This is a genomic window from Pseudomonas sp. CIP-10 (genome assembly GCF_020911845.1).
Taxonomy (GTDB): domain Bacteria; phylum Pseudomonadota; class Gammaproteobacteria; order Pseudomonadales; family Pseudomonadaceae; genus Aquipseudomonas; species Aquipseudomonas alloputida.
The window spans coordinates 1,443,170-1,468,446 of the sequence record NZ_CP087160.1; the positions used below are offsets into that span (position 1 = coordinate 1,443,170).

The window sequence follows — 25,277 nt, forward strand, 5'->3', positions numbered from 1 at the left end:
TTCCTTTTCGAACAAATGCAACGCCCGCGATCAGGCGCGGGCGTTGTTGGCAGCGTGGGTCATTCGGCGACGTAGTTGGGCGGTGCCGCGCGGAAGGCTTTGGTCAGCCAGCCCAGGTAGATCAATCCGAGCGCAGCCCAGATGCCGCCAAACATCAGCGAATGTGCGTTCAGGTCCAGCCACAGCGAGACGATGATGCAGAAGCCGATGGTCGGCAGCACCAGGTACTTCAACTGGTTGCTCAGGCCTTTGCGATTGCCTTCACGCAGGTAGCAGTGGTTGATGACCGACAGGTTGACGAAGCTGAACGCGACCAGGGCGCCGAAGTTGATGATGGAAGTGGCGGTGACCAGGTCGAAGAAGATCGCCGATAGCGAAATCAGCCCTACGACTGCAATGTTCAGCACTGGCGTCTTGTAGCGCGAATGCAGGCGGGCGAAGACGCTGGCCGGGATCACGTTGTCGCGGCCCATCACATACAGCAGGCGTGACACGCTGGTTTGCGAGGCCAGGCCCGAGGCGATGGTGTTGATCACGGTGCAGGCAATGAAGATCGACTGGAAGAGCTTGCCGCCAACGTACAGGGCAATTTCCGGCAGGGCTGCTTCCTGGTCGTGGAAGCGGGCCATGGTCGGGAAGTAGGCCTGGATGAAGTACGACACGGTGATGAAGACCACACCGCCAATCAGTGCGGTGAGGAAGATCGCCCGGGGAATGGTCTTGGCCGGATCGCGGGTTTCCTCGGACAGGCAGGTGACCGCATCAAAGCCCAGGAACGAGAAGCACAGGATGGTTGCACCGGCGGCCAGGGCACTGAACTGGGTCTGGCTGTCGGCGAACGGTATCAGGCTCCAGGTGGTACCCAGCCCTTCACCCTGGTCCAGGCCGCGCACGCACAGGTAGATGAACACGGCGATGATCGCCACCTGTACACCCACGAACAGCAGGTTGAAGTGGGCCACCAGGTTTACGCTGCGCATGTTGATCAGGCTGATCAGGGTGACGAAGCCGGCGACCCACATCCACTCAGGTACTTCCGGGAACATGGCCGAAAGGTACAGCTTGGCCAGTAGCGCGTTGACCATCGGCAGCAGCAGGTAGTCCAGCAGTGAAGACCAGCCCACCAGGAAGCCCACGTGCGGGTTGATCGCGCGCTGGGTGTAGGTGTAGGCCGAGCCCGACTGCGGGAAGCGTTTTACCAGGGTGCCATAGCTCACCGCGGTGAACAGGATGCCGGCCAATGCCAGGATGTAGGCGCTGGGTACATGGCCAGCGGTGATCCCGCTGACGATGCCGAAGGTGTCGAACACGGTCATCGGGGTCAGGTAAGCCAGGCCGATGATGATCACGTGCCAGAGGCGCAGGGTCTTGCGAAGTTGGCCGTTGCCGGAAGCGCTGTGGTCAGGCTGCATGCTGGCATGGCTCCTGCTGCTGGGCGTAAACGACGGGCACGGTGTATTGCGCATGCGGCAAGGGCGAGCGGGTGGGCTCCATATTGTTCACCTTTTATGTTGGAGCGGCGGAAGGCGCGGTGGGGCGCGCAAAGTGGTGAAAATAAAAAACGATGGGTAGGTGGGTGTCAAGTTAAACATGACAAGATGTTGCAAAATTGAAATATTTATCGATTAAATACGGGATTTGTTCGGTTGTTGCGCGTTTTTTTGCGATTCTGATCAATTTGAGTGTTCGTAAAAATTAACGAATCCTTTGCTTGTTTCACCTGGCTGTCGGATGTGTCCGAAAAATGGCATTTCTCGAGCTGGGCCAGCACTCGGCCCAATCGGGGGTGGTACTCTTCGATTTCTGCGTGGCCTCTGGCCGCCTTCGAAGCCCTTACGGACAGCAATCGGTTCTATTCATGAAGAAATCAGTTGGCATCCTTTCCGGCCTGGCTATCGCCATTGCCGTCGCAACCACCGCAGGCGCCTGGTACACCGGCAAGCAGCTGCCGGCAGAGCTGGACAACGCCCTTGCACGCAGCAACGCCGAACTCAAAAAGGCCCTGGTCAGTACCGGTGGTAGCATGAGCATCGAGCGTGTGTCGCTGGAGCAGCATCTCTTCAGCAGCACTGCCCAGTACCGGCTCAAGGCTCGCGACATCAACGTGGGGCAGGGCGAGGTGATCAATTTTGACGTGGGCGTGACCGACCAGATCGAGCACGGCCCGTTTCCCTGGTCGAGGGTCAGGGCACTGAAGCTGATGCCGGTAATGGCGGTCAGCAACAGCACGCTGCAGAAGGATGAAGCCGTCGCGCCATTGTTCGCCGCTGCGGGTGAAAAGGCCCCGATCAGCGCACAGACCAGCCTGGGTTACGGCGGCAGCGTGGTCAGCCAGGTTCAGCTGGCGCCGCTCAAGTTTGACGAAGCGGATGGCAACAGCCTTGACTTCTCGGGTATGCAGTTCGAAGTCAGTGGGGACAAGGAGGGCAAGGCCTCCAAGTTCCGCGGCCAGGCCGACAGGCTGGTGATGAAGCGTGTGCATGACGACCAGCCGCCGGCCACGTTCGAGCTCAAAGGGCTGACGTTCGGCGGTAACCTCGCAGCCACTGCGCACGATGCCATCTATGTCGGTAACGTCGATCTGGCGTTGGCTGAAGCCAAGGTCACACTTGGGCCGAAACAGCAGGTGCTGTTGATCAAGGGCCTGGAACAGAACGCCTTGCAAACCCTCGACGGCACGGACACCGTAGGTGGTCGCGCGGCGTACAAGGTCGGCGACATCAGCTGGGATGGCCGCGCGGTAGGCAAGGCGCAGATGGCGGTGAGCGTGACTTCGGTAAACGCCCCGGCGCTGCAGGCCTTGTCGAAGTGGTACCAGTCGCACTTGCCGGAGTTCGAGGCCGCCAGTGCGGCTGGCCAGCCGGTGCCGCAGATCCAGATGGACGACGCCGAAAAGGCCCGCTTCCAGGGTGACTTGCAGAAATTGCTGGCCGCCAAGCCCAAGCTGGCGGTGGAAAACCTGTCGTTCAAGACCGCCAATGGCGAGAGCCGCTTCAACCTGTCGATGGACCTCGCCGCGCCGGCCAGCTTCGACCTGCCGCCGGATCAGCTGAGCAAGCAGATCATCACGGAGGTGAAAGGCAAGCTGTCACTGTCCAAGCCGATGATCGGTGACCTGGCGACCTTGCAGGCCTTGCTGGATGGCCAGACCGATGCGCAAGCGATTGCCATGCAGTCGAGCCAGGCGGGGGAGATGGTCGGCATGATGGCGCTGCAGAGCGGCATGGCCACCGTGCAGGGCGATGATGTGGTCAGCAGCCTGCACTATGCCGATGGCATGGTCGATTTCAATGGCCGAAAAATGACCGTGGAAGAATTTGCCATGTTCATGGCGGCGCATCTGGCGGCCCTGTCGCCGCAGGGGTGACGGTTTCTCCTGTTGCGGCCTCTTCGCGGGTGAACCCGCTCCTACCAGGATTTCACCGTGTAGGAGCGGGTTTACCCGCGAAGAGGCCAGCACAGGCAACACAAAAACCCCTTTAGTAATCGCTGGATTGTCTGTAGCCTTCGGCCTCCGATAATAATCCGCGCCCGCAGAGGGCCGTGGCGGTCAGCATGCCGTCCGGCACCCTTAGCCGATCTGCCAGGGCCGGGTGATACACTCGATTTGACGCGCAAGCGCGCCTGCAGGTCCAGCGATCATGACCCAGATTTCCGAACGCCTTTTGGTTCAGGCCCACCTCGACGCCAAGCAGCCCAACCCGCTGACAGCCGAGCAGGAGGCCGAATACCGTGCGGCCATCGCTGCCGAGCTCAAAGCCCAGAATGCCGTGCTGGTTGCCCATTACTACTGCGACCCGGTCATCCAGGCGCTGGCTGAAGAAACCGGCGGCTGCGTGTCCGACTCGTTGGAAATGGCCCGTTTCGGCAAGAACCACCCGGCCGAAACGGTCATCGTGGCCGGTGTGCGCTTCATGGGCGAGACGGCAAAAATCCTCACTCCGGAAAAGCGCGTGCTAATGCCGACACTGGAGGCCACTTGCTCGCTCGACCTGGGCTGCCCGGTAGAAGAGTTCTCGGCCTTCTGCGACCAGCACCCTGAGCGCACCGTGGTGGTCTACGCCAACACGTCCGCAGCGGTGAAGGCACGCGCCGATTGGGTGGTGACTTCGAGCTGTGCCCTGGAAATTGTCGAAAGCCTGATGGACAACGGCGAAACCATCATCTGGGGCCCGGACCAGCACCTGGGCCGTTACATCCAGAAGCAGACCGGTGCCGACATGCTGCTGTGGGACGGTGCCTGTATCGTTCACGAAGAGTTCAAGTCGCGCCAGTTGGCTGACATGAAGGCGCTGTACCCGGATGCTGCGATCCTGGTGCACCCCGAGTCGCCGGAAGCGGTGATCGAGTTGGCCGACGCGGTGGGTTCCACCAGCCAGCTGATCAAGGCTGCCCAGACCCTGCCGAACAAAACCTTCATTGTCGCCACCGACCGCGGCATCTTCTACAAGATGCAGCAGCTGTGCCCGGACAAGGAATTCGTCGAAGCCCCCACCGCCGGCAACGGCGCGGCATGCCGCAGCTGTGCGCATTGCCCGTGGATGGCGATGAACACCCTGGAGCGGGTGCTGGATTGCCTGCGTAATGGCACCAACGAGATTTTCGTTGACCCGGCGCTGGTGCCCAAGGCGATCAAGCCGCTTAATCGCATGCTGGACTTTACCCAGGCGGCGCGGCTGAAGCTTTCCGGTAACGCTTGAGGTTGCCGGGGCCGCGTTGCGGCCCTATCGCGACACAAGGCCGCTCCCACAGGGATCGCGCCAGTTTTTAGAAATTGAGCAAGACAGCTGCTCTCACATGGCCCTGCAGACGCCTGTGGGAGCGGCCTTGTGTCGCGATTGGGGCGCAAAGCGCCCCCAAAATCCTCAGCGCCCCATCATTTCCTGAACCATGCGCCGTTGCTCCATGATCTCGCGCTGGCGCTGGTCAATCTGTGAGGCCAGCGGGAAATTCCCACCCGCCCGGCGCTTGGCGTAATCCAGCTGCTGGATTGCCTGATCAAAGTCGCCGACCAGCGTGAAGTACTCGGCACGCGCCCGGTGCAAGCCAATGGTATTGCCCGACAAACCACGCACCTCGGCCATGTCGTACCACACATCCGGGTCATCCGGCCGACTCTTCACCAGCTCGTTCAACACCTTCTCGGCCTCAGCCGGCTTGTTCTGTTTCACCAGCAGGTCGGCACGCACCTGTTTCAACGGGTAGTTGCCCGGGTACAGCCCCTGCATCCGTTCGGCGCGCTGCTGGGCGTCGGCAAGACGGTTGTTGGTGATGTCCAGGTCGATTTGCGCCAGGTTGTAGGTGATGTCGTTGGGCGCCTTTGCCAGCAGCGGCTTGAGCATTTCACGGGCCTCGTTCAATTGCCCGCCCTTGATCTGTGCCAAGGCCAGGCCATAACGTGCGGCATCCAGTTTTGGGTCTTCGTCCAGCTGGGCGCGGAAGCGCTTGGCGGCAAGCCCCGGCGTGCCTTCGTAGGTCAGTGCCACCCGGGCGCGGATCAGCTGGTAGCGCATGCTGTCTTCAATACCACCCTGGGGCGCCTGGTCGGCGCGGTTACGGGTGTCGGCAATACGTGATTCGGTCACCGGGTGGGTCAGCAGGAACTCCGGCGGTTTTGCGTCATAGCGATACTGGCGTGCCAGGCGCTCGAACATGGTCGGCATGTTGCGCGGATCGTAGCCGGCCTTTTCCAGGTTCTGGATACCGATGCGGTCGGCTTCCTGTTCATTTTGGCGCGAGAAGCGCCGTTGCTCCTGAATGGCCGCCGCCTGGGTGCCGGCAATCATGCCGATGCCCGCATCACCGGCGCCACCTGCGGCCAGCACGATGCCGGCCAGCAGCGCTGCCATCATCGGCAACTGCATACGCTGCTGGGCCTCGACACCCCGCGCGAAGTGGCGTTGCGACAAGTGCGCCAGTTCGTGGGCCAGTACCGAGGCATATTCACCCTCGGTCTGGGCGTTGAGGAACAACCCGCCGTTGACCCCGACAATGCCACCCGGGGCGGCAAAGGCGTTCAGCTCGCGGCTGTCGATCAGGATGAACTCCAGGCGCCGGTCCTGCAGCTGGCTGGTTTCGGCCAGCTTGTACACGCTGGTTTCGACGTAGTCCTTGAGCTGTGGGTCGTTGAGCTGATTGACCTGGCCGCGCAGCAGGCTGAGCCAGGCACGGCCCAGTTGGTGCTCCTGTTGTGGCGAGACGATCGCAGAACTGGCATCACCCAGTGATGGCAGGTCGTCAGCATGGCCGGGAAGGGCCATCAGGCAGGCCAGCGTCAGCAGGGTAGGGCGCAGTAGATTCATGCATGAAGCTCGCGTCGGATCAAAGATACCTACTGTAGCGGGCTCACACGTTGGCGACCAGTGGCGCTATCCTAGCCAGCCATGCCAAGAAGCACCCTGGCGATGCCTTTGGAGACCCCGCGATGAGTAACACCCTGACCTGCGACGCCGAACTGGACGCCAGCGGGCTGAATTGCCCTTTGCCACTGCTCAAGGCCAAGATGGAGCTCAATCGCCTGGCCAGTGGCGCGGTGCTCAAGGTTATCGCCACGGACGCAGGCTCCCAGCGCGACTTCCGCACTTTCGCCCAGTTGGCCGGTCATACCCTGCTGCAAGAAACGGCCGAGGCCGGTACCTATACTTACTGGCTGCGCAAGGCCTGAGTCTTTTCCAAGGATCGTCAATGTTCAAAGTGCTTCGCGACTGGGTGCAGCGCTACTTCTCCGATGAGGAAGCGGTGGTGCTGGCGGTCCTGTTGTTCCTGGCTTTTACCGCCGTGCTCACCCTGGGCGGCATGCTCGCGCCGGTGCTGGCGGGCATGGTGCTGGCGTTTCTGATGCAGGGGCTGGTCAACGCCCTGGAGCGCGTGCGCGTACCGACACGGCTGGCGGTGATGCTGGTGTTCGCCTTGTTCATGGGCGCACTGGCGGTGTTCATGCTGGTGCTGGTACCGCTGCTGTGGCATCAGCTGATCACGCTGTTCAACGAGCTGCCGGGCATGCTCGGCAAGTGGCAGTCGTTGTTGCTGCTGCTGCCGGAGCGCTATCCGCACCTGGTGTCGGACGAGCAGGTATTGCATGCCATCGAATCGGTGCGCGGTGAAATTGGCAAGTTTGGTCAATGGGCGCTGACCTTCTCGTTGTCCAGCCTGCCACTGCTGGTCAATGCCATGATCTATCTGGTGCTGGTGCCGATTCTGGTGTTCTTCTTCCTGAAGGATCGCGAACTCATTGGCCGCTGGGTCAGTGGCTACCTGCCGCGCCAGCGCACCTTGCTGAACCGGGTGGGCAGCGAGATGAACCGGCAGATCGCCAACTACATCCGCGGCAAGGGTATCGAGATTCTGATCTGCGGCATTGCCACTTACATCGCCTTCATCAGCCTGGGGCTCAATTACGCAGCGCTATTGGCGTTGCTGGTGGGGTTGTCGGTGGTGGTGCCTTACGTGGGCGCGGTGGTCGTGACCGTGCCGGTGACCCTGATTGCGCTGTTCCAGTGGGGCTGGGGCGACCAGTTCATCTACCTGATGACGGTGTACGCGATCATCCAGGCGCTGGATGGCAACGTGCTGGTACCGCTGCTGTTCTCCGAGGCGGTGAGCCTGCACCCGGTGGCGATTATCTGCGCGGTGCTGCTGTTTGGCGGGCTATGGGGGTTTTGGGGGATATTCTTCGCCATCCCCCTGGCGACGCTGATCAAGGCCGTGCTGGATGCGTGGCCCAAGCAGGAGCCTAGCGTTTCACCGATGCTTTGAATGTAATTGGGGCCGCAGAGCGGCCCCATTCAATTTCAAGCCTTGTTCAAGGCTTGGGCTGCCGCCAATACGGCATCCACATGCCCGGGCACTTTCACGCCACGCCATTCCTGGCGCAGCACCCCGTCCTTGTCGATCAGGAAAGTGCTGCGGTCAACGCCCATGTACTCCTTGCCATACAGCTTCTTCAGCTTGATCACGTCGAACAGCTGGCACAGGGCCTCGTCCTTGTCGCTGATCAGCTCGAACGGGAAACCTTGCTTGGCCTTGAAGTTCTCGTGCGACTTGATGCCATCACGCGACACACCGAATACCACGGTGTTGGCCGCGGCGAAGGCGTCATGCTGGTCGCGGAAGCCCTGGCCCTCGGTGGTGCAGCCTGGGGTGCTGTCCTTGGGGTAGAAGTACACCACCACCTGCTGGCCCTTGAGTTCGGCAAGGCTGACGGTTTGCCCGCTGGTGGCCTGGGCCTGGAAGTCGGCGACAGGTTGGTCGAGTGCTACAGCCATGATCGGTTTCCTTACATTGGGTTCTGGGGACGCCATGGCTCGATCAGTGCGTCGAGGTTCAGGGCATCGGCAAAGTCCAGGAACTGGTCGCGTAGCCAGCTGATCTGCGTGCCGGCCGGCAGAATCACGGTGAACTGGGCGTTGAGCATGCTGCTACCGGTTTGCGGCGCCAGGTAGGTGTCGCAGGTCATGGCTTCCAGCTCGACGCGGTGGTCAAGGAAGAACTGGCACAGCTCGTTGATGATGTCCGGGCGGTAGGCAGCGCTGACGTAGGCTACATACGGAAGGGCCTGCGGGCGCACTTCCTGGTCCGCGCTGCGGACCACGTCGAGGGTCAGGCCGTGCTTCTTGCCCAAGCCTGGCAGGGTGGACTCGAGACGTGCCAGGGCGTCCCAGCTGCCGCCCACCTGCAGCACCAGGGCGCTGGTCTCGCCGTGGCGGCTCAGGCGCGAGGTGACCACCGCGCAGCGGTTTTCGAAGGCAGCGCGGCTGAGGACGTTGGCCAGCTCCATGGGGTTCGGGCCCAGGGCACTGATGACAAGGAATTGTTCGCGGACGGTGGGGGTGGACATGCAGCATTCCTAAAGCGATGAGCGGTCGGCACAGGACGGGCAAAAGCCTCCTGTCGGCAGGGCCCGGGGCTCGCATGCGAGGTCTTGGACGCTGGCGGGGAGCAAGGTCGACGGCCCGGCGGGCCGCGCTGCACCGATCAAAGGGCCAAGGGTAGCGAAATAAGCCGCCGAGGGGAATGCTCCACCCGCCTGCTTCGCTTGTGCAAGGTCGATGCCCCCAGTACCATTACCGCTCTCTTTTTCCGGCAGGAGCAGTTACATGATTGCGGGCAGTATGGTGGCATTGGTCACACCCATGGATGCACAAGGGCGTGTTGACTGGGGCAGCCTCGACAAACTTGTAGACTTCCACCTGGAAAACGGCACCCATGCGATCGTCGCTGTCGGCACCACCGGTGAGTCGGCCACGCTGGATGTCGAAGAACACATCCTGGTCATCAAGCACGTGGTCGAGCGCGTCAAACGCAGCGCCAAGCCGATTCCGGTCATCGCCGGCACCGGTGCCAACTCCACCGCCGAAGCCGTGCACCTGACCCAGAACGCCAAGAACGCTGGCGCCGACGCCTGCCTGCTGGTTGTGCCGTACTACAACAAGCCAACGCAAGAAGGCCTGTACCAGCACTTCAAGCACATTGCCGAAGCCGTCGACATCCCGCAGATCCTCTACAACGTTCCCGGCCGTACCTCCTGCGACATGCAGGCCGAGACCGTGATCCGCCTGTCGACCGTGCCGAACATCATCGGCATCAAGGAAGCCACGGGCGACCTGGCCCGCGCCAAGGCCATTCTCGATGGCGTCAGCAAGGACTTCATCGTCATGTCTGGCGACGACCCGACTGCCGTAGAGCTGATCCTGATGGGCGGCAAGGGCAACATCTCCGTCACCGCCAACGTCGCTCCGCGCGAAATGGCGGACCTGTGCGAGGCCGCCCTTGAGGGCAATGCCGAGAAGGCCCGCGCAATCAACGAAAAACTCATGCCGCTGCACAAAGACCTGTTCTGCGAGTCCAACCCGATCCCGGTGAAATGGGCGCTCGTCGAAATGGGCCTGATGCAAAAAGGTATTCGCCTGCCACTGACCTGGCTGAGCGAAGGCTGCCACGAAAAAGTCCGTACTGCCTTGCGCCAGTCCGGCGTACTGGTTTAAGAGGAAGTACACCGCATGAAGCGACTGGCTGGTCTTTCCGCCCTTGCCCTGATTATCTCCACCACCAGTGGGTGTGGCTGGCTGTGGGGCGAGGATGGCTATTTCCGCGACCGCGGCAGTGACTACCTGCAGGCGCACCCGACCGCGCCGATGCAGCTGCCGCCGGACGCCAGCAACGTCAAACGCCTTGACCCGCTGCTGCCGATTCCGCGTAACGTCGCTGACGATACCGTCAAGGGTGAGTTTGAAGTGCCTCGCCCGCAACCGTTGACGGGCGGTGCCGCCCAGGTCACCGACTACAGCCTGCAGCGCAGCGGCAGCAGCCGTTGGGTGCTGGCCCAGCATTCGCCAGCCGAAGTGTGGCCGGTAGCCCGGCAGTTCTTCGAGGATAACGGCTTCCGCATTGCTGAAGAGCGCCCGCAGACGGGTGAGTTCAACACCACCTGGCAGCGTTTCGACGAACTGTCGGCATCGCTTGGCCAGCGTCTGGCCAGCACTGCCAGCAGCGGCGACAGCGAGGTGCGTGTCCGTGTGCGCATGGAGCCTGGCGTGCAGCGCAACACCTCCGAAGTGTATGTGGTCAGCGTCGAGCGCCCGGCCGGCAGCACTGCCGAGCCTGCGTTCCCGTCCAGCTCCAGCAATACCGGCACCGATGCCCTGCTGGTCGACGAAATGCTTGCCAGCATGAACCGCAGCGCCGAGAAGGGCGGTTCGGTATCGCTGCTGGCCGCGCGCGATTTCGACGCCCCAAGCCGCGTCAGCCTGAGCGAAGACGGCAGCGGCAACCCGGTGCTGTACCTGGGCTCCGACCTGGACCGCGCCTGGTCTGGCGTGGGCCGTGCGCTGGAGCAGGGTGGCGAATGGCGTGTTGAGGACATCAACCGCAGCCTGGGCCTGTATTACATCAACCTGTCCGAAAAGCCTGACGACAAGCAGAACCAGCCTGGCTTCTTCAGCCGCCTGTTCGGCAGCGAGCCGACCAAGGAAGAGCGTGAAGCCCGTGCCGAGCGTTACCAGGTTCGCCTGAGCAAGGTGGGTGAGAGCGTGCAGGTCACGGTCGAGAAAAACATCAACACCGTGGCTCCGGCCGATGTCGCCCGCCGTGTGCTGAGCGCCATTCAGGACCACCTGGGCTAAGTGCGCTTCGCGGTACTCGGAAGCGGCAGCCAAGGGAACGGCACGCTGATCGCCAGTGGTGACACGTTCATCCTGGTCGATTGCGGCTTTTCCCTGCGTGAAACCGAGCGGCGCCTGGCGCTGCTCGGGGTTTCTGCCGCTCAGCTCAGTGCAGTGCTGGTCACCCACGAACATGCCGACCACGTGCATGGGGTCGGCTTGCTGTCACGGCGCTACAATGTACCGGTCTACCTCAGCCAAGGGACCTTGCGCGGCATGCGCAAGCCGGTGGAGGTGGCCGGTTTTCTCGCGTGTGGCCAAAGCCTGCGTATCGGCAGCCTGGAAGTAACTGCAGCGCGGGTCGAGCACGACGCCTACGAGCCGTTGCAGTACGTGGTCAGCGACGGCAAGCGGCGCTTTGGCATGCTGACCGACCTGGGCTCTTACGACGCGCTGTTGCTGGAGCGTTACCAGGGCCTGGATGCACTGCTGATCGAGGCTAACCACTGCCGCGACCTGCTGGCACGTGGTCACTACCCGGCTTTTCTGAAGCAGCGGGTGGGTGGCATGCAAGGGCATTTGAACAACCACCAGGCCGCGCGCCTGGTGCACGAGTTGGGCTGGAACAACCTGCAACACCTGGTGCTGGCCCACCTCAGCAGCAAGAACAACCTGCCACACTTGGCCCGCCAGTGCTTTGTCGACACCCTCGGGTGTGACCCGGACTGGCTCCAGGTGGCGAATCAGGAACACGGGCTCGACTGGCGCGAAATCGCCTAGCCCAACACCTCAAGCAAGCGGAGCCCAATCATGGAAAAACGCGAAGAACTTTACCGCGGCAAGGCCAAATCGGTTTACAAGACCGATGACGCCGACCGCTTGATCCTGCTGTTCCGTAACGACACTTCGGCGTTCGACGGCAAGCGTATCGAACAACTCGACCGCAAAGGCATGGTGAACAACAAGTTCAACGCCTTCATCATGCAGAAACTGGAAGAAGCCGGCGTGCCGACCCAGTTCGACAAGCTGCTGGGCGACAACGAGTGCCTGGTGAAGAAGCTGGACATGATTCCGGTCGAGTGCGTGGTGCGTAACTACGCTGCCGGCAGCCTGGTCAAGCGCCTGGGCGTGGAGGAGGGCATCAAGCTGGAGCCGTCCACCTTCGAGCTGTTCCTGAAGAACGACGAGAAGGGCGACCCCTTCATCAACGAATCCCACGTTGTCGCGTTCGGCTGGGGCACCGCCGAGCAACTGGTAGAAATGAAGAAGCTGTCGTTGAAGGTCAACGAAGTGCTGAGCAAGCTGTTCGATGACGCCGGCCTGCTGCTGGTCGACTTCAAGCTGGAGTTCGGCGTATTCCACGGCCAGATCGTGCTGGGCGACGAGTTCAGCCCGGACGGCTGCCGCCTGTGGGACAAGGAAACCCGCAAGAAGATGGACAAGGACCGCTTCCGTCAGGGCCTGGGCGACGTGATCGAAGCCTACGAAGAAGTTGCCAAGCGCCTGGGCGTGCCGCTGTAAGCGGCACGTTCACGCAAGCGCCTGATACCACGCGGTTTTTTTGAAAAAAAGATTTGCGTTTTAAAAGAACGCTGGTATGATGCGCGGCATTGGAGAGATGCCGGAGTGGTCGAACGGGACGGATTCGAAATCCGTTGTACTGGCAACAGTACCTAGGGTTCAAATCCCTATCTCTCCGCCATACATAGAAAACCCTTGCAATTCAATGAGTTGCAGGGGTTTTTTATTTCCTGTTGTACTACTCATTTGTATCACTTTGCCGACTGGTATTAGTGGCAGGTGCATGTCTTTTGCGTGGTGACGTTGTGGGCAATGTCACGCTTAGCAATGTCCTTGGGCGGCTCCTGTGCCTACACTCCCTGTGGGCTGTCGAAAGCTCTGCAGAACGTGCGAAAAACACATAGTATTCGTGTCCCAACAAGGACAGTTCAGAACGCAGGCGTTGGTGACAGTCGTCACGGTCGCTGAGCGGACTGGCCACCAGATGCCAATGCAGGCGCGATCTATGAAATCCAGACCTGAAGACGTACTGATCTACCACATCACAGATATTGCCAATCTGCCCGGAATTATTGCCTCTGGCCTTCAGTCAGATGCAGTGATGGTTCAATCGGGGCAGCATTCGGTCATTGGCTACGATCACATCAAGCTTCGCAGGCTCCAAGAGATAAGCGTTGACTGCTGCGAATCTATGTATGTTGGGGAGTTTGTACCTTTTTATTTTTGTCCGCGTACTCCGATGCTTTACACCGTCAACATGGGTAATACGGGCAAGCCTGCGGGGTGTCAACGTGACATCGTCCACCTCGTGAGTTCAGTCGGTACCGGTATCGAGCTTCAACGGCATTGGGCCTTCAGCGACGGCAATGCTGGCGCTAGGCACACAGACTTTTATAACGATATTGATAAGCTCGCTGACTTGGATTGGTCCACAATCAATGCCAAGTATTGGGGAGAGAAACGGCATCAAAAGCAATCAGAGTTCTTGGTTGCAGGGCAATTCCCTTGGCGGGGAATCCATTTTATTGGCTGTCATAGTCAGGCGGCGGTTGAGAGAGTGCAAGAGGTTATGCGCGAGTCGACACATCAGCCTGAAGTGAGCGTCAAAAATGCCTGGTACTTTTAATATGATCAAGCTTAGCAAAGGAAACCTTCTTACAGCACCCGCTGAGGCATTGGTGAACACCGTGAACACTGAGGGTGTCATGGGCAAAGGTATCGCGCTGCAATTCAAGCAAGCATTTCCTGGTATGTTCAAAAGCTATCAGGATGCCTGCAAGAATGATGCCGTAAAGCTGGGTAAGGTTCATGTGTTTGATCTTGGCGGGTTAGTTGGTGGTCCGCGTTGGATTATAAACTTTCCAACCAAAGGGCATTGGAAGTCAAAGAGCAAGCTGGAGAACATCCAAAGCGGCCTTGATGATCTAGTGCGTAAAGTGAATGAGTTGGATATCAAGTCGATTGCAATTCCTCCACTTGGTTGCGGATTGGGTGGCCTTAAGTGGGAGGAAGTTCAGCCGGCAATTGTGGAGGCGTTTTCGGTTTTGCCAGAGGTCGAGGTTTTGTTATACCCGCCATCTGGCGCGCCAGCAGCAAAGGAAATGCCGAACAGAACAGAGCGTCCAAAGATGACCGATGGCCGTGCCGCGCTGATTCTATTGATGGATCGATATCTAAAAGGGCTCCTTGACCCATTTGTCAGTTTGCTCGAAGTGCATAAGCTTGTGTACTTCTTACAGGAAAGCGGCAAGCCACTTCGACTTCAGTTTGAGGCTAAGCAGTATGGCCCATATGCTAAGAATCTTAGGCAGGTACTGATTAAGTTAGATGGCCACTTTATCCATGGCTATGGTGATGGTCAGGATGACCCCACTAAGCCGTTGGAGCTAAAGATGGGGGCTGTCGAAGAGGCCGAACAGTTTCTGTGTAATGATGTTGAAACCATGCATCGTATGGAAAGAGTTGTAGAGCTAATTGACGGATTTGAAGATCCGTATGGAATGGAGCTGCTAAGTACCGTTCACTGGGTTATGTGCAATACCACCGGGGCGAAAGATTATCCTGAGCTGGCCATCAGGGCTGTGCATGACTGGAGTGAGCGGAAGAAGATGTATCTAAAGCCCGCTCACTTAGAGAGAGCCTGGTACCGTCTGAAGGAGATGAGCTGGGATTCCGAGTCTCAAAGCAGCCTTCGTTAGTTCTAACAAAGGGTCGAGCGTCTGTTCGGCCCTACTTTTCACGTGGACGTCCAGTTTTTATTGGGTTTACTGGGGGGGAAATCGATTGGTTGAGGGGCCCTATCTCTCCGCCATACGCGAAGTAGTCGAAGCCCCCGAAAACGTTGATGTTTTCGGGGGCTTCGTCGTTTCAGGGGTTTCAGTTAGGGCAGATTTGGGGCAGATTTGCGACCTTTCTTGACATTCAAACCTTCGGTTCAGAGAGCTGGTAGAGCTGGAAGCAAACCTGAGTCTTCAAGTGGCACTCAGTCGTGCTCAAATCGTACACGTCGGATTTTAAGTCCGGACGCCTTCCACCCCTCGAGTTTTTTCAGGTGGTTTTTGACGTAGGCCAAGGTGTCAAAAGGCGTTAGATAATGACCGCTTTCGTTATTTAGCTGAATAACCCCGTCCTTTATTGTAAGCATGCCAGCAGAAATTGCTGTGGGATGCGAAATTTCAGATTTTGCAGCAATGGCCACTATGCTTGAGTGCGAAGGGTCAGTACCTGAGGCATCATCGTAGCTGCCGATAATGAATTTATTATCCTCTGTCATTACCCATTTATGCTTCTGCTCCGGGCGGATGTCATTTTTGAAAAAATTCACATGCGTAGGCATATTAATCTGTGCCTTGTTATCGTCCATATAGCCTTTCATTAGCTCGACCTCACTGCTGAGTTTTCCTTGTTTAACATCTGTCAGTGGACGAGGTCTTTGGGGGCGCCACCAGCTATAGCCGCTAGGGTCAGTTCTGTTCACCGGGTCACAAGCGCAATAGGCGTATGCATTTAAGCCGCCACGATGAAATGGGCTGAGCGGGTCTGGATTTAGAAAGCGCATCAGAACGGGGCTGTAGGCTCGCTTGCCATTGCCGAGTAGATAACAATTGATCCTTGTCAGTATATGTTCGCTATTAAATGCAAGCTGCGTTGAAATTCCAGGCACCAGTGTGTGGTATCCGTAGGGGCTGTAGGTACGATGCAGTAAAAACGACGCTTCCGTGCTGCTTCGAGTGTTGCTCATAACGGATGGCCCCTTTCGATTTTCTCACTGATGGTTGCTGAGGTCATTATGTGTTATCTCTAGTGACTTGCTGAACTGGCAGAAATACCAGGGTTTAGCTGCTTCGGGGTGGGGCCGCTATGCCCCCTAAGGCCAGCATCAACTGCTGCATCGTGGAGCCGCCTGTTTTATCCATTCCCAATTGACGGCTGCACCTTGCGCAAGATATTCATGCCTTGGCTTTCACCTCTTCACCCAAAGCAAACACTAAGGTTTGAGCGTCATTAGCCTTCGTTGTATCTGCCAGAAAAGCCCCGATGGCCTCGGAGCTGTCGAGAAAGCGGCAAGCCTCGAAGCGCTTGGTATTGCTCAAGTCCAGTTCAAGGATGGGCATATCCTCGGGGGGGCATGTGTCGCTCTTAGTTGTTTGCCTCGTAACGCATCAAGAATTTCCTTGGGTCGGTTAGGGGCTCCGATTCGATCCGATTTATCGCTACGCTTGAGCATCAGGTAGCCAGTCAAGCCCGTTCGTACGAAGTATTTCCGATATTCGGCGCAACAAACGGGCTATTGGGTTGACCTTACTTTTTCATCACCCCCAGCTCAGCATCATCCAACAGCGCCTTGGCCATCGCGCTCAGGTAATGCGAGGCCCAGATCAGTTTCTGGTCGCCGTCCATCAGGCCGGTGATGATCAGGTCGCGCACGTAACCCATCAGTTCGGACGCCTGTTCGCGGGCGTCCTGGCAGGGGATGCCGGGTTCGATGCGGAACAGCGGGTGGGTGTTGTTTTCGCCTTGGTAGAAGCAGGTCTTGCCGACTGTGGTGGGTTCTGTTGTGTTGTCGGTGGGCATTGTTTTGTTTCCCTGGATTCTGGGTTGCCTGGGCTGGCCTCTTCGCGGGCATGCCCGCTCCCACAGGTGCTGTGCAGTGCATGACGGCTGTGATGACCCTGTGGGAGCGGGCGTGCCCGCGAAGAGGCCTGACCTGCTAATGCAAGGTGTGAGGCTCTGTGGGTAAATGCGGCCGCATCTGCAACTGCATCAACGCCGACTCGACCAGCCCCTGTACCGCTTCCATTTCATGGATCACGGCCTGCATCACGATCGAGCTGTGGGCGGTGGGTTTGAGTTGCACGGATTGGCGGGCCACGGACAGGGCGCAGAGTACGTACTCTGAGGACTGGACCAGGGTGTCTTGCAGGATCTGGGTGGAATGGGGGGAGTAGGGTGGATCGGGGACTGTCTTGCGCATGTAAGCTCCTTGGGTAGTGGAGCCGCCTGGCAACGCTGTCAAACGAATGGAGGCAGCTATACATGGGTTGACAGACCGGTACCCAAGGACCCGGCGCACACGAATGTGCCCCATGCACAGCTGCCATTAAGCGCTGCAACGGAAACTTGAGTAGTCGGCCTGTCAAAGCCGGTCGCTGATTTCACAACGACGAGCCGAGACTAGAGCGCGACCGAATCCGTCGCAACCGTTTGAGCGGGTTGGCAGTATGTTTGGGAAACGCCCTACAAGGAAGGGGATAATTCTGAGTAGAAGTTGTAGGACGGATTTCTACTAATCAATCAGACAGGCTTCCTGCAACATTTTGTCTTGAACTGCCAATGGCACCTTGGGCTACAATGCGGCCCTCTGATACGCCACTCACGCCCAGGCCACACGCCGTAATGATTACGCGCGCTGGGCGATGAACTCTTCCTGACATGGATTCGTTGGATGCTTTGCGCCGTACTGGTCTCCCCCTGCGCCCCTCGCTGGACGGCTGAATTGTCGTCTGCGGCCAGTGCTGCACACTTTCTGAAAACCCCGCACAAACTCGAATGCTGCCGCCAACCATTGGCTGCGGTACGCGGCTGTGCGCCCCACCGAAAATGGAGTGCTCCACTTGCGTAAGAAATTCGTCGCGTCCCTTCTGGCGGTCGCCATCGCCTCTACCACGGCCTGTGCACAGCTCGGGATCAGCAAAGAGCAAGCGGGCACCGTGATCGGTGGCCTGGCCGGTGTGGCCATCGGCTCGACCATGGGCAGTGGCAACGGCAAGATCGCCGCTGCGCTGATCGCAGGTGGCATTGGCGCCTACGTGGGCAACCGCATCGGCCACATGCTCGATGAAAAGGACCAGCAAGCCCTGGCGCTGCGTACGCAGGAAGTGCTGAGCCAGCAGCAAACCACTGCCAGTGCCCAGCCAGTGACCTGGAAGTCCGACCACTCCGGCGCCACCGCGCAGATCGTGCCGGGCAAGGAATACACCAAGACCAAGCAGGTCGAGGTCAAGCGCGCGCCGAAGATCCAGGTGGTGCCGTCGATGAAGCTGATCAACGAGCCGTATGTGACCATCAGCGACAACCTCAACGTGCGTGCTGCGCCTAACCAGACTGGCGAGAAGGTCGGCAGCCTGAAGAACCACACCGAATTCACCGCCGTGGGCTCCACCGGTGACTGGATTCTGGTCGGCCGCAAGGGTGTGACCGTGGGCTATGTGCACAAGAACTACGTCGAGCCCAAGGCGCAAGCGGTTGCCAAGCGTGTAACGCCAGCCGTCAACCTGGACGAGCTGGACGTTGCCGCCAGCAAGGAAACCCAAGGCTTCGACCTGGACTCGGTGCAGTCGCTGCCGACCCAGACAGTTGCCGCCGAAGCGGCCTGCCGCCCGGTCACCGTCAGCCTGAAATCGCAAAGCGGCCAGACCGAACAAGAGCAGAACACCTTCTGCAAACAAGCCAACGGCACCTGGGAACTGATCTGAGGAACTCCATGAAAAAGCACGCGCTCGCGCTGGCTGTGATCGGCGCTTGTGGTCTGGTACCGCAGGCGTTCGCCCACGAGCTGGCCTTTTCCAAGAAAGACAACATCAAGGTCGAAGTGCCCGGGGATGCCACCACCTGGTGCAAACCCCAGGTAGACCTGACCATCACCCGCCCGGCCTGGGATAACCAGGAACTGCTGTCAGGCCTGCTGACCAAGCTGCCGTTCGTGTTCGCCAAGGACTGCTCGACTGCCAAGGTGAACTGGAAGGCGGTCGATGCCAAGGGCAACCTGTACGCCAGCGGCTCGGGCAATGCCAGCAACCTGGGGCTGGTGACACTGGCTGCTGCGCCTGCCACTGCCGCCCCGGCGCCGGCTGCAGCAGTTGCCCCCGCTCCGGCACCTGCGCAGCCAGAAGCACCGGCTGCTGCTGCACCTACACCGACACCGGCACCTGCTCCGGCCCCAGCCCCAGCCCCTGCTGCTGCAGCGGCGCCGGCAGTGGTCGAAGCCGCACCTGCGCAGGCAAAACCCGCTCCGGCCCCCGCGCCCGCGCCAGCCGTAGCCGCAGAGCCAGCCCCGGCCCCCGAAGCTCCGGCAGCAGCCCCTGTTGTGCCGCCCGCTCCGGCACCTGCCACAGCAGTCGCCGCAGCCCCCACTTCGGACTTCGGTCGCTCGGTGGTCCTGGAAAACCGCAACCTGATGCAGGTAACGGACGGTACCGGCTGCAAATGGGTGCTCAGTACCTCGATCATCGGCGATGGCGACACCCTGTCGTTCGGCACCACCCCGGCCATGCCGTGCCCGGCGTCCGGCTTTGGTGAAGGCAGCTTCGACAAAATCAGCTGGAAGGCTGTGGGTACCTACCGGGGTGATAACTGGACCCGCGTCTATGCTCACCCGAGTGGTTTGATCTTCAACAAGCACCTTGAGCCTGCGGTAAAGGACAAGGCCGTTTCTTATCTCACGCCGCAAGCTGACCAGGCCGCGTTCCTGGTCGGCGAGATCCCAGGCCGGCAGATGAAGGTGTACCTGACGTTCACCCGCTCCAGCTACGGCGTGCTCCGCCCGTTCGGCAGCGACCCTTACTACGTCGCGGTCACCCCGGACGAGTCGTTTGCCCTGGACGCGACCAAGTACAAGGAAGCTGCGCTGGAAATCTTCGACCTGATCAAGACCACCTCGCCGACCACCACCGATGTGGCCAACCTGTTCATCGTCAAAGACCTGTCGGCGATCTCGAACAACATCTGGGGCAACGACGCGCAGAAAATCACCCGCAACCGCATCGGCATCAACCGCCAAGGCCTGTTCTTCGATGTGCGCGACGGAGCCAACTGGGCGGTACAGCGGGAGCAGCAGCGTGTGCGTGAGCAGCGTCAGCGCCAACAGGAACTGGCCCGCGTGCACACCCGTGTGCTGGAACGTTACCAGCAGTTGCAGGACGGCATGAGCGACTTCAAGGGGCGCGAAACCGAGGCGTTGGCGCAGATGGCCGGTATCAAGGTGCGCTTCGCTTCGCCACTGGAGCAGCAAAACCCTGCGACCTCGGCCAGCGTAGTGCCGATGATGGTGCACGTTACCGGCAAGAAAGGTGACTTCTACAGCATCGACTTCCCGAGCAACGGCCGCCTGGTTGCGGACGAGGAATACAGCGAAGGCTGGTACGTGACCCAGGTGGCCAACGCCACGCCGTACTACCCGCTGGACGACGGCCGCGCCGTGCCTACCTACCGTGCCTACAGCGCCGGTGAGCCGGAGGCCTGCAAACAGGACCACTGTGCCGACCGCGTGTCGTTCGGCGCCGTGCTGGCCAAGGAATTCCCCAACGCCGGTATCGATTTCAGCTGGACCCCCGAGGTCTCCCAACAGTACGTGAACGACTGGAACAACGCTTCCGCCATGGTCCAGTGAGGCAAACACCATGATCAAACAGATGAACAAGAAGCAGCTGCTGATTGGCGGTGTGGCCGCAGCGGTGCTGGTGCTCGGTGGTGGCTATGCGATGGTCGCCAGCTCGGGCAAGAAGGCTGCGCTGGCTTACTACGACGACTTCAAGGAGCGCTATTTCCTTGAGGATGTGCTGTCGGAGGGGGACATTTCCTACTCGGCGCTTTCCGGCAACCTGACGGTAGCCGACCCGGAGATCCGCGTGGCGGCGGCGCAGACCAATGGCGCCCAGCAGTTCATGCGCGGCCTGTCGGGCTTGATGGAGTCCGTACAGGGTGGTTCGGCTGAGGAAGGCCTGGCGGGCTGGGCCAAGTACCAGCTCAATGTCAGCCGCAATGTGGCCGGGGTGTACCTGAAGGCTGATGCGCTGAAGCTGGCCCATGACGGAGACAGCAAGGATGGCAGCATTCATATCCAGTTGCTGGGCATGCAGATGGCCAACCCTTACGTTGCCAGCAAGGGGGCTGAAGTCGTGCTGGTGGCGGATGTCAGCGACGAAGTCCAGCCACGTGCCGAGCTGGCCGCCAATGGTCGGGCCGCCCCGTCGAACTTCACCTGGGGCGCTAACATGGCGGTGCGCCAGCCAGTAACCGGCGCGTTTCTGGTCAGCAGCACCGGTGACTTTGGTACCACGGTCGACCTGGACTTCACCATCAAGCGCTCCAGCGATGGCGAAGGCTCGATGGCGTTCGTGGTCACCCACCGCAACGACGGCTCCAAGGTGGGGGAGATCGTGCGCAAGGCCGACTTCCAGTCGCTGCCGGAACTGGACGATGTCGAAACCCAGCTCAAGAGTGCCCTGAGCGCGATGCTGATTGGCGCGTACAGCCCGTACACCGGCCAGGCGGTGTTGGCTGAAGCGGTCAGCGGCTTTGCCCGCAAGGCCAAGGTCGAGAACTACTCGGTGAGCTACAGTGGCTTCAAATCGCTGAAAGAGGCTTTCAGCGATTACCAGCAGCAAGTCCCCAAGGCAAAGTTCGCAGCCTTCTGCCAGGAGGTTGGGCTGTCGTCGTGGAGCAGTGACTTTGGCGCCAAGGCCAAGAACCACAGCGATTCGGAATGCGCCATCGGGCAGAAGCTGGTCGAAGACGGCAGTTTCGAAGAGCAGTACACCTTCAAGGAAGGCAAGAGCCTGTTTGCAGCGTTGTTCGTGAGCAAGGCGTATCAGCTGGAAACCAATTGATTGGGTAATGGCTGAGTGAACAAGCCCCCGGGAACCCTGAGTTGCCGGGGGCTTTTTTTGCTGTCAGGTGTGCCCGGACCCTGTCGGGCTTGGGATCAGCGCATCGCCGCCAGTTTGATGCCGAATCCCACCAGGCAAGCCCCCGCCAGTCGCTCGAACATATTGGTAATTCGCGGGTTGGCGCGCATGCGCTCGGCCAGTTGATGGGTCAGCACCACGGCAATCAGCCCATACAGGAAGGTCACCACCGCCACTGTCGCCGCCATGAAACCGAACGTCACCAGCCCTTGGTGCTTCACCGGGTCGACGAACAGCGGGAAAAACGCCATGTAGAACATGATCGCCTTGGGGTTGAGCAGGGTGATCATCATGGTCTGGCGCAGGTACTGGCCGTTGTCCATGCGGCAGGTGTGTGCTGCACCACCGGGTTTGCTCAGCAGCATGCGCAGGCCCAGGTAGGCCAGGTATGCAGCCCCCGCCCACTGCACCATATGAAAGGCGGCAGGGTAGGTGGCCAGCAGGGTGGCGACGCCGGCTACCGCCAGCCACAGCAGCACCTGGTCACCCACGATCACGCCACAGGTCGCGGCCAGGCCTGCCTTGATACCGCCCTTGCCGGTGGCGGTGATCAGGGCGAAATTGCCCGGGCCGGGGATGGCCAGAAGAATGAGGAAGGCGATGACGAATGCGCCGTAGTCGGTGACGCCAAGCATGGTGAGTTCCTGTTGGGCATTGCGAAGGCAGTGCGCTGAACTATCGTCGCCAACGGCGCGCTTTTCAACCTGTTGTTGCACAGTTGCAAAGAACCTGTGCCAAGTGCGGCTTGGATCCAATGCCTGGAGTCTGTATGATTCCGCGGCCATCAGACGATGGTCGAAGATGATTCATTTAAAGGACTGAGTAATGAAAAAGCTGTTCAAGGCCACCGTTGCCGTTGCTGTCGTTTCGGGTGTTGCCCTGCTGTCGGGTTGCACTGGCCAAGTTTACAACCAACCAAAAAACTGCACCTACGACTACCTGTTCCACCCTTCGGTTTCCATCTCCAAGATCATCGGTGGCTGCGGCCCGATCGATAAACTGCCTCAGCAGCAGTAATCTTGGCGGTACCCTGATCGCGACGCTTGCGGCGTGATCCAAGGCCCCCGGTCATGCACATGGCCGGGGGTTTTTGTTTTTGACGTGACAAACTGCCGCTGGGGCAACCGGTCGCCTTGACGCGTCTGCCTGCAATTTGTTTGTGCTGGCATTTCAGATACAATCGGAAAAACGATTCAGCCTTGTCGGTCAATTCGACCAAAGGCCGAGCCGTTTTCTGGTTCTCTGGCTGCTGAACAATGATCAACAAAAAGCCTGCGCTGAAGAACACGCTTTACCGGGGCCAGCCACAGGCCCTCCCTCTGTTCTCCTGACTGGAATTGATCAATGTTCAAGAAAGCTGGCAAGACCTTGCTGGGTCTGGCGGTCGCTGCAAGCGTCATGCAAGCGCACGCTGCAGAAACCAAGAAAGTAGACGTGCTGCTGGTCGGCGGCGGCATCATGAGCTCCACCTTGGCCGTGTGGCTGCACGAGCTGGAGCCAAGCTGGTCGATGGAAATGGTCGAGCGCCTGGATGGCGTGGCCGAAGAAAGCTCCAACGGCTGGAACAACGCCGGTACCGGCCACTCCGCGCTGGCCGAGCTGAACTACACCCCGGAAGACAAGGACGGCAACGTCAACATCGCCAAGGCCATCGAAATCAACGAAGCCTTCCAGATTTCCCGCCAGTTCTGGTCGTGGCAGGTACGCCAGGGCGTGCTGAAGAACCCGCACTCGTTCATCAACACCACCCCGCACATGAGCTTCGTGTGGGGCGACGACAACATCAAGTTCCTCAAGAAGCGTTACGACGCGCTGCAGGCCAGCCCGCTGTTCCGTCCGATGCAGTACTCCGAGGACCACGCGCAGATCGCCAAGTGGGTCCCGCTGATGATGGAAGGCCGCGACCCGAACCAGAAGCTGGCCGTGACCTGGACGCCGATCGGCACCGACGTCAACTTTGGCGAGATCACCCGCCAGTTCGTTGGCCACCTGCAGACCCAGAAAGGCTTCGAGCTGAAGCTGTCCAGCGAAGTGCAGGACATCACCCGTAACAAGGACGGCTCCTGGCACGTCGAGTACAAGAACCTGAAGGACGGTACCGAGTCGGCCACCGACGCCAAGTTCCTGTTCATCGGTGCCGGCGGCGGCGCGCTGAAGCTGCTGCAGAAGTCGGGCATCCCGGAAGCCAAGGAATACGCAGGCTTCCCGGTGGGTGGCTCGTTCCTGGTGACCGAGAACCCGACCGTGGCCATGCAGCACATGGCCAAGGCCTATGGCATTGCCTCGACCGGTGCGCCACCCATGTCGGTCCCGCACCTGGACACCCGCGTGCTGGACGGCAAGCGCGTCATCCTGTTTGGCCCGTTCGCTACCTTCTCGACCAAGTTCCTGAAGAACGGTTCTTACCTGGACCTGCTGAGCAGCACCACCACCCACAACGTGTGGCCGATGACCAAGGTGGGTATCGACCAGTATCCGCTGGTCGAGTACCTCGCTGGCCAGCTGATGCTGTCTGACGATGACCGCTTCGAAGCCCTGCGCACCTACTTCCCGAATGCCAAGAAGGAAGACTGGCGCCTGTGGCAGGCCGGCCAGCGTGTGCAGATCATCAAGCGTGATGCCGACAAGGGCGGCGTGCTGAAGCTGGGTACCGAAGTGGTGGCTTCCGAAGACCGCACCATCGCGGGTCTGCTGGGTGCCTCGCCAGGTGCTTCGACCGCTGCGCCGATCATGCTGAACGTGCTGGAGACGGTGTTCAAGGACAAGGTCGCTACCCCGGAGTGGCAGGCCAAGATCAAGGAAATCGTGCCGAGCTACGGCACCAAGCTGAACGACTCGGCAGCGGCCACCCAGAAAGAGTGGAACTACACCGCTGAAGTGCTGCAACTGGGTAAACCGCCGGTGATCGACGCCAGCGTTGAATTCGGTGGCGCGGCAAGCAAGCCGGTTGAGAGCAAGCCTGAGAACGACATGGCGCTGTAACCGGCCATTGTTGTGAAAGAAAGCCACGGGGGAGACCTCGTGGCTTTTTTGTTGCCAAGCCCAGCGCAGCCCTCAGGCTTATCGCCATCCCTGGTAGGAGCGGGTTCACCCGCGAAGAGGCCTGCACAGGTATCACTGCTGGCGCAGTATGCACTCCAGCAGCCCGGGAAACCGCTCGCCCAGCATCTCGCTGCGCAGCGAATTCATATGGGTAGTCCCCACATTGCGGGTTTGCACCAGCCCTGCATCACGCAACACACGGAAGTGGTGGGACATGCTCGACTTCGGCCGGCCTCCGTCCAGCTCGCCACAGCTGGCCTCGGCCACGCCGGCCAGGTGGCGGACGATTTCCAGGCGCACGGGGTCGCTGAGCGCATAGAGCAGGCGTTCAAGGATGAGGTCGTCGGGGTTGGGATGTTTATAGGCTCGCATGGTTGACATGATAACGGGGGTTTCATTAATTGCCATAGTTCGATTATGATCGAACAAC

At 59.9% G+C, this 25,277-nt stretch carries 25 protein-coding genes and 1 tRNA gene; 16 read left to right on the forward strand and 10 right to left on the reverse strand.

Features of this window, described 5'->3' with window-relative positions; all coding sequences use genetic code 11:
- Positions 1-59 precede the first annotated feature (59 nt).
- Positions 60-1,412, reverse strand: coding sequence for an APC family permease (locus LMH93_RS06505; protein WP_003254749.1), 1,353 nt, complete (start codon positions 1,410-1,412; stop codon positions 60-62).
- Between the two features lie 446 nt (positions 1,413-1,858).
- Between LMH93_RS06505 and LMH93_RS06510 the strand changes: the two genes are divergently transcribed.
- Positions 1,859-3,367 carry a YdgA family protein gene (locus LMH93_RS06510; RefSeq protein WP_230064935.1) on the forward strand — a complete coding sequence of 503 codons (1,509 nt, stop codon included), beginning with the start codon at positions 1,859-1,861 and terminating at the stop codon, positions 3,365-3,367.
- Between the two features lie 274 nt (positions 3,368-3,641).
- The gene (gene nadA, locus LMH93_RS06515; RefSeq protein ID WP_003254747.1) at positions 3,642-4,700 is read left to right on the forward strand and encodes a quinolinate synthase NadA; all 1,059 of its coding nucleotides are present in this window, start codon (positions 3,642-3,644) and stop codon (positions 4,698-4,700) included.
- 165 nt (positions 4,701-4,865) lie between these two features.
- Here the strand turns inward: nadA and LMH93_RS06520 are convergent, their stop codons facing one another.
- Positions 4,866-6,302, reverse strand: coding sequence for a M48 family metalloprotease (locus LMH93_RS06520; RefSeq protein WP_003254746.1), 1,437 nt, complete (start codon positions 6,300-6,302; stop codon positions 4,866-4,868).
- A 122-nt stretch (positions 6,303-6,424) separates the two neighbouring features.
- Between LMH93_RS06520 and LMH93_RS06525 the strand changes: the two genes are divergently transcribed.
- Positions 6,425-6,664: a sulfurtransferase TusA family protein gene (locus LMH93_RS06525; RefSeq protein ID WP_003254745.1), complete on the forward strand. Its 240-nt coding sequence runs from the start codon at positions 6,425-6,427 to the stop codon at positions 6,662-6,664.
- A gap of 20 nt (positions 6,665-6,684) precedes the next feature.
- Complete coding sequence (locus LMH93_RS06530; protein WP_003254744.1) at positions 6,685-7,755, forward strand: AI-2E family transporter; 1,071 nt, start codon at positions 6,685-6,687, stop codon at positions 7,753-7,755.
- Between the two features lie 35 nt (positions 7,756-7,790).
- On the opposite strand, the gene LMH93_RS06535 is transcribed toward LMH93_RS06530, so the two are convergent.
- Together LMH93_RS06535 and LMH93_RS06540 are read right to left on the reverse strand one after the other, a co-directional pair.
- Positions 7,791-8,264, reverse strand: a complete 474-nt coding sequence (locus LMH93_RS06535) for a peroxiredoxin (protein ID WP_003254742.1) — start codon at positions 8,262-8,264, stop codon at positions 7,791-7,793.
- 11 nt (positions 8,265-8,275) lie between these two features.
- Entirely contained in the window at positions 8,276-8,836 is a 561-nt protein-coding gene (locus LMH93_RS06540; protein WP_003254741.1) for a glycine cleavage system protein R, read from the reverse strand.
- Between the two features lie 259 nt (positions 8,837-9,095).
- Here LMH93_RS06540 and dapA point away from each other — a divergent pair, with 259 nt between their 5' ends.
- The 7 genes from dapA (at position 9,096) to darG (ending at position 14,818) form a co-directional block, all read left to right on the forward strand.
- Positions 9,096-9,983: a 4-hydroxy-tetrahydrodipicolinate synthase gene (gene dapA, locus LMH93_RS06545; protein WP_003254739.1), complete on the forward strand. Its 888-nt coding sequence runs from the start codon at positions 9,096-9,098 to the stop codon at positions 9,981-9,983.
- A 15-nt stretch (positions 9,984-9,998) separates the two neighbouring features.
- Positions 9,999-11,120 carry an outer membrane protein assembly factor BamC gene (gene bamC / locus LMH93_RS06550; protein WP_003254738.1) on the forward strand — a complete coding sequence of 374 codons (1,122 nt, stop codon included), beginning with the start codon at positions 9,999-10,001 and terminating at the stop codon, positions 11,118-11,120.
- On the forward strand, positions 11,121-11,879 hold the full coding sequence (locus tag LMH93_RS06555) for an MBL fold metallo-hydrolase (RefSeq protein WP_003254735.1): 759 nt from the start codon (positions 11,121-11,123) through the stop codon (positions 11,877-11,879).
- A 30-nt stretch (positions 11,880-11,909) separates the two neighbouring features.
- The gene (gene purC, locus LMH93_RS06560) at positions 11,910-12,620 is read left to right on the forward strand and encodes a phosphoribosylaminoimidazolesuccinocarboxamide synthase (protein WP_003254733.1); all 711 of its coding nucleotides are present in this window, start codon (positions 11,910-11,912) and stop codon (positions 12,618-12,620) included.
- Between the two features lie 91 nt (positions 12,621-12,711).
- Positions 12,712-12,801, forward strand: a tRNA-Ser gene (locus LMH93_RS06565).
- Positions 12,802-13,125: 324 nt separating this feature from the next.
- On the forward strand, positions 13,126-13,746 hold the full coding sequence (gene darT / locus LMH93_RS06570) for a type II toxin-antitoxin system toxin DNA ADP-ribosyl transferase DarT (RefSeq protein WP_230064936.1): 621 nt from the start codon (positions 13,126-13,128) through the stop codon (positions 13,744-13,746).
- 1 nt (position 13,747) lies between these two features.
- Entirely contained in the window at positions 13,748-14,818 is a 1,071-nt protein-coding gene (darG, locus tag LMH93_RS06575; RefSeq protein WP_230064937.1) for a type II toxin-antitoxin system antitoxin DNA ADP-ribosyl glycohydrolase DarG, read from the forward strand.
- 284 nt (positions 14,819-15,102) lie between these two features.
- Here darG and LMH93_RS29820 read toward each other — a convergent pair whose 3' ends face one another.
- The 4 genes from LMH93_RS29820 to LMH93_RS06600 form a co-directional block, all read right to left on the reverse strand.
- The gene (locus LMH93_RS29820; RefSeq protein WP_409293363.1) at positions 15,103-15,861 is read right to left on the reverse strand and encodes an RHS repeat-associated core domain-containing protein; all 759 of its coding nucleotides are present in this window, start codon (positions 15,859-15,861) and stop codon (positions 15,103-15,105) included.
- Between the two features lie 208 nt (positions 15,862-16,069).
- Positions 16,070-16,213, reverse strand: a complete 144-nt coding sequence (locus tag LMH93_RS29825) for a hypothetical protein (RefSeq protein WP_180688697.1) — start codon at positions 16,211-16,213, stop codon at positions 16,070-16,072.
- Positions 16,214-16,421: 208 nt separating this feature from the next.
- Positions 16,422-16,694, reverse strand: a complete 273-nt coding sequence (locus tag LMH93_RS06595; RefSeq protein ID WP_230064938.1) for a DUF3077 domain-containing protein — start codon at positions 16,692-16,694, stop codon at positions 16,422-16,424.
- 136 nt (positions 16,695-16,830) lie between these two features.
- Positions 16,831-17,094, reverse strand: coding sequence for a hypothetical protein (locus LMH93_RS06600; protein ID WP_003254728.1), 264 nt, complete (start codon positions 17,092-17,094; stop codon positions 16,831-16,833).
- 640 nt (positions 17,095-17,734) lie between these two features.
- Here LMH93_RS06600 and LMH93_RS06605 point away from each other — a divergent pair.
- The 3 genes from LMH93_RS06605 to LMH93_RS06615 are packed head-to-tail and all read left to right on the forward strand — an operon-like array spanning position 17,735 to position 21,727.
- Complete coding sequence (locus LMH93_RS06605) at positions 17,735-18,595, forward strand: SH3 domain-containing protein (RefSeq protein ID WP_230064939.1); 861 nt, start codon at positions 17,735-17,737, stop codon at positions 18,593-18,595.
- 8 nt (positions 18,596-18,603) lie between these two features.
- Positions 18,604-20,508 carry a hypothetical protein gene (locus tag LMH93_RS06610; protein ID WP_230064940.1) on the forward strand — a complete coding sequence of 635 codons (1,905 nt, stop codon included), beginning with the start codon at positions 18,604-18,606 and terminating at the stop codon, positions 20,506-20,508.
- Between the two features lie 10 nt (positions 20,509-20,518).
- A complete protein-coding gene (locus tag LMH93_RS06615) occupies positions 20,519-21,727 on the forward strand; it encodes a hypothetical protein (RefSeq protein ID WP_230064941.1) in 1,209 nt (402 codons plus the stop codon).
- A 95-nt stretch (positions 21,728-21,822) separates the two neighbouring features.
- Here LMH93_RS06615 and LMH93_RS06620 read toward each other — a convergent pair whose 3' ends face one another.
- Complete coding sequence (locus tag LMH93_RS06620; RefSeq protein ID WP_004575730.1) at positions 21,823-22,440, reverse strand: LysE family transporter; 618 nt, start codon at positions 22,438-22,440, stop codon at positions 21,823-21,825.
- A 190-nt stretch (positions 22,441-22,630) separates the two neighbouring features.
- On the opposite strand from LMH93_RS06620, the gene LMH93_RS06625 reads away from it, so the two are divergent.
- Together LMH93_RS06625 and mqo are read left to right on the forward strand one after the other, a co-directional pair.
- Positions 22,631-22,822: a YhfL family protein gene (locus LMH93_RS06625; RefSeq protein WP_003254720.1), complete on the forward strand. Its 192-nt coding sequence runs from the start codon at positions 22,631-22,633 to the stop codon at positions 22,820-22,822.
- Positions 22,823-23,149: 327 nt separating this feature from the next.
- Positions 23,150-24,787, forward strand: coding sequence for a malate dehydrogenase (quinone) (gene mqo / locus LMH93_RS06630; protein ID WP_054889130.1), 1,638 nt, complete (start codon positions 23,150-23,152; stop codon positions 24,785-24,787).
- 132 nt (positions 24,788-24,919) lie between these two features.
- Here the strand turns inward: mqo and LMH93_RS06635 are convergent, their stop codons facing one another.
- A complete protein-coding gene (locus LMH93_RS06635) occupies positions 24,920-25,255 on the reverse strand; it encodes an ArsR/SmtB family transcription factor (protein ID WP_003254716.1) in 336 nt (111 codons plus the stop codon).
- Positions 25,256-25,277 lie beyond the last annotated feature (22 nt).

What these genes read in the sequence shown, in the direction of transcription:
- LMH93_RS06505 (WP_003254749.1), bottom strand. Translation starts at nt 1,412, where the DNA reads ATGCAGCCTGACCACAGCGCTTCCGGCAACGGCCAACTTCGCAAGACC.
- LMH93_RS06510 (WP_230064935.1), top strand. Translation starts at nt 1,859, where the DNA reads ATGAAGAAATCAGTTGGCATCCTTTCCGGCCTGGCTATCGCCATTGCC.
- nadA (WP_003254747.1), top strand. Translation starts at nt 3,642, where the DNA reads ATGACCCAGATTTCCGAACGCCTTTTGGTTCAGGCCCACCTCGACGCC.
- LMH93_RS06520 (WP_003254746.1), bottom strand. Translation starts at nt 6,302, where the DNA reads ATGAATCTACTGCGCCCTACCCTGCTGACGCTGGCCTGCCTGATGGCC.
- LMH93_RS06525 (WP_003254745.1), top strand. Translation starts at nt 6,425, where the DNA reads ATGAGTAACACCCTGACCTGCGACGCCGAACTGGACGCCAGCGGGCTG.
- LMH93_RS06530 (WP_003254744.1), top strand. Translation starts at nt 6,685, where the DNA reads ATGTTCAAAGTGCTTCGCGACTGGGTGCAGCGCTACTTCTCCGATGAG.
- LMH93_RS06535 (WP_003254742.1), bottom strand. Translation starts at nt 8,264, where the DNA reads ATGGCTGTAGCACTCGACCAACCTGTCGCCGACTTCCAGGCCCAGGCC.
- LMH93_RS06540 (WP_003254741.1), bottom strand. Translation starts at nt 8,836, where the DNA reads ATGTCCACCCCCACCGTCCGCGAACAATTCCTTGTCATCAGTGCCCTG.
- dapA (WP_003254739.1), top strand. Translation starts at nt 9,096, where the DNA reads ATGATTGCGGGCAGTATGGTGGCATTGGTCACACCCATGGATGCACAA.
- bamC (WP_003254738.1), top strand. Translation starts at nt 9,999, where the DNA reads ATGAAGCGACTGGCTGGTCTTTCCGCCCTTGCCCTGATTATCTCCACC.
- purC (WP_003254733.1), top strand. Translation starts at nt 11,910, where the DNA reads ATGGAAAAACGCGAAGAACTTTACCGCGGCAAGGCCAAATCGGTTTAC.
- darT (WP_230064936.1), top strand. Translation starts at nt 13,126, where the DNA reads ATGAAATCCAGACCTGAAGACGTACTGATCTACCACATCACAGATATT.
- darG (WP_230064937.1), top strand. Translation starts at nt 13,748, where the DNA reads ATGATCAAGCTTAGCAAAGGAAACCTTCTTACAGCACCCGCTGAGGCA.
- LMH93_RS29820 (WP_409293363.1), bottom strand. Translation starts at nt 15,861, where the DNA reads ATGAGCAACACTCGAAGCAGCACGGAAGCGTCGTTTTTACTGCATCGT.
- LMH93_RS06595 (WP_230064938.1), bottom strand. Translation starts at nt 16,694, where the DNA reads ATGCCCACCGACAACACAACAGAACCCACCACAGTCGGCAAGACCTGC.
- LMH93_RS06600 (WP_003254728.1), bottom strand. Translation starts at nt 17,094, where the DNA reads ATGCGCAAGACAGTCCCCGATCCACCCTACTCCCCCCATTCCACCCAG.
- LMH93_RS06610 (WP_230064940.1), top strand. Translation starts at nt 18,604, where the DNA reads ATGAAAAAGCACGCGCTCGCGCTGGCTGTGATCGGCGCTTGTGGTCTG.
- LMH93_RS06615 (WP_230064941.1), top strand. Translation starts at nt 20,519, where the DNA reads ATGATCAAACAGATGAACAAGAAGCAGCTGCTGATTGGCGGTGTGGCC.
- LMH93_RS06620 (WP_004575730.1), bottom strand. Translation starts at nt 22,440, where the DNA reads ATGCTTGGCGTCACCGACTACGGCGCATTCGTCATCGCCTTCCTCATT.
- LMH93_RS06625 (WP_003254720.1), top strand. Translation starts at nt 22,631, where the DNA reads ATGAAAAAGCTGTTCAAGGCCACCGTTGCCGTTGCTGTCGTTTCGGGT.
- mqo (WP_054889130.1), top strand. Translation starts at nt 23,150, where the DNA reads ATGTTCAAGAAAGCTGGCAAGACCTTGCTGGGTCTGGCGGTCGCTGCA.
- LMH93_RS06635 (WP_003254716.1), bottom strand. Translation starts at nt 25,255, where the DNA reads ATGGCAATTAATGAAACCCCCGTTATCATGTCAACCATGCGAGCCTAT.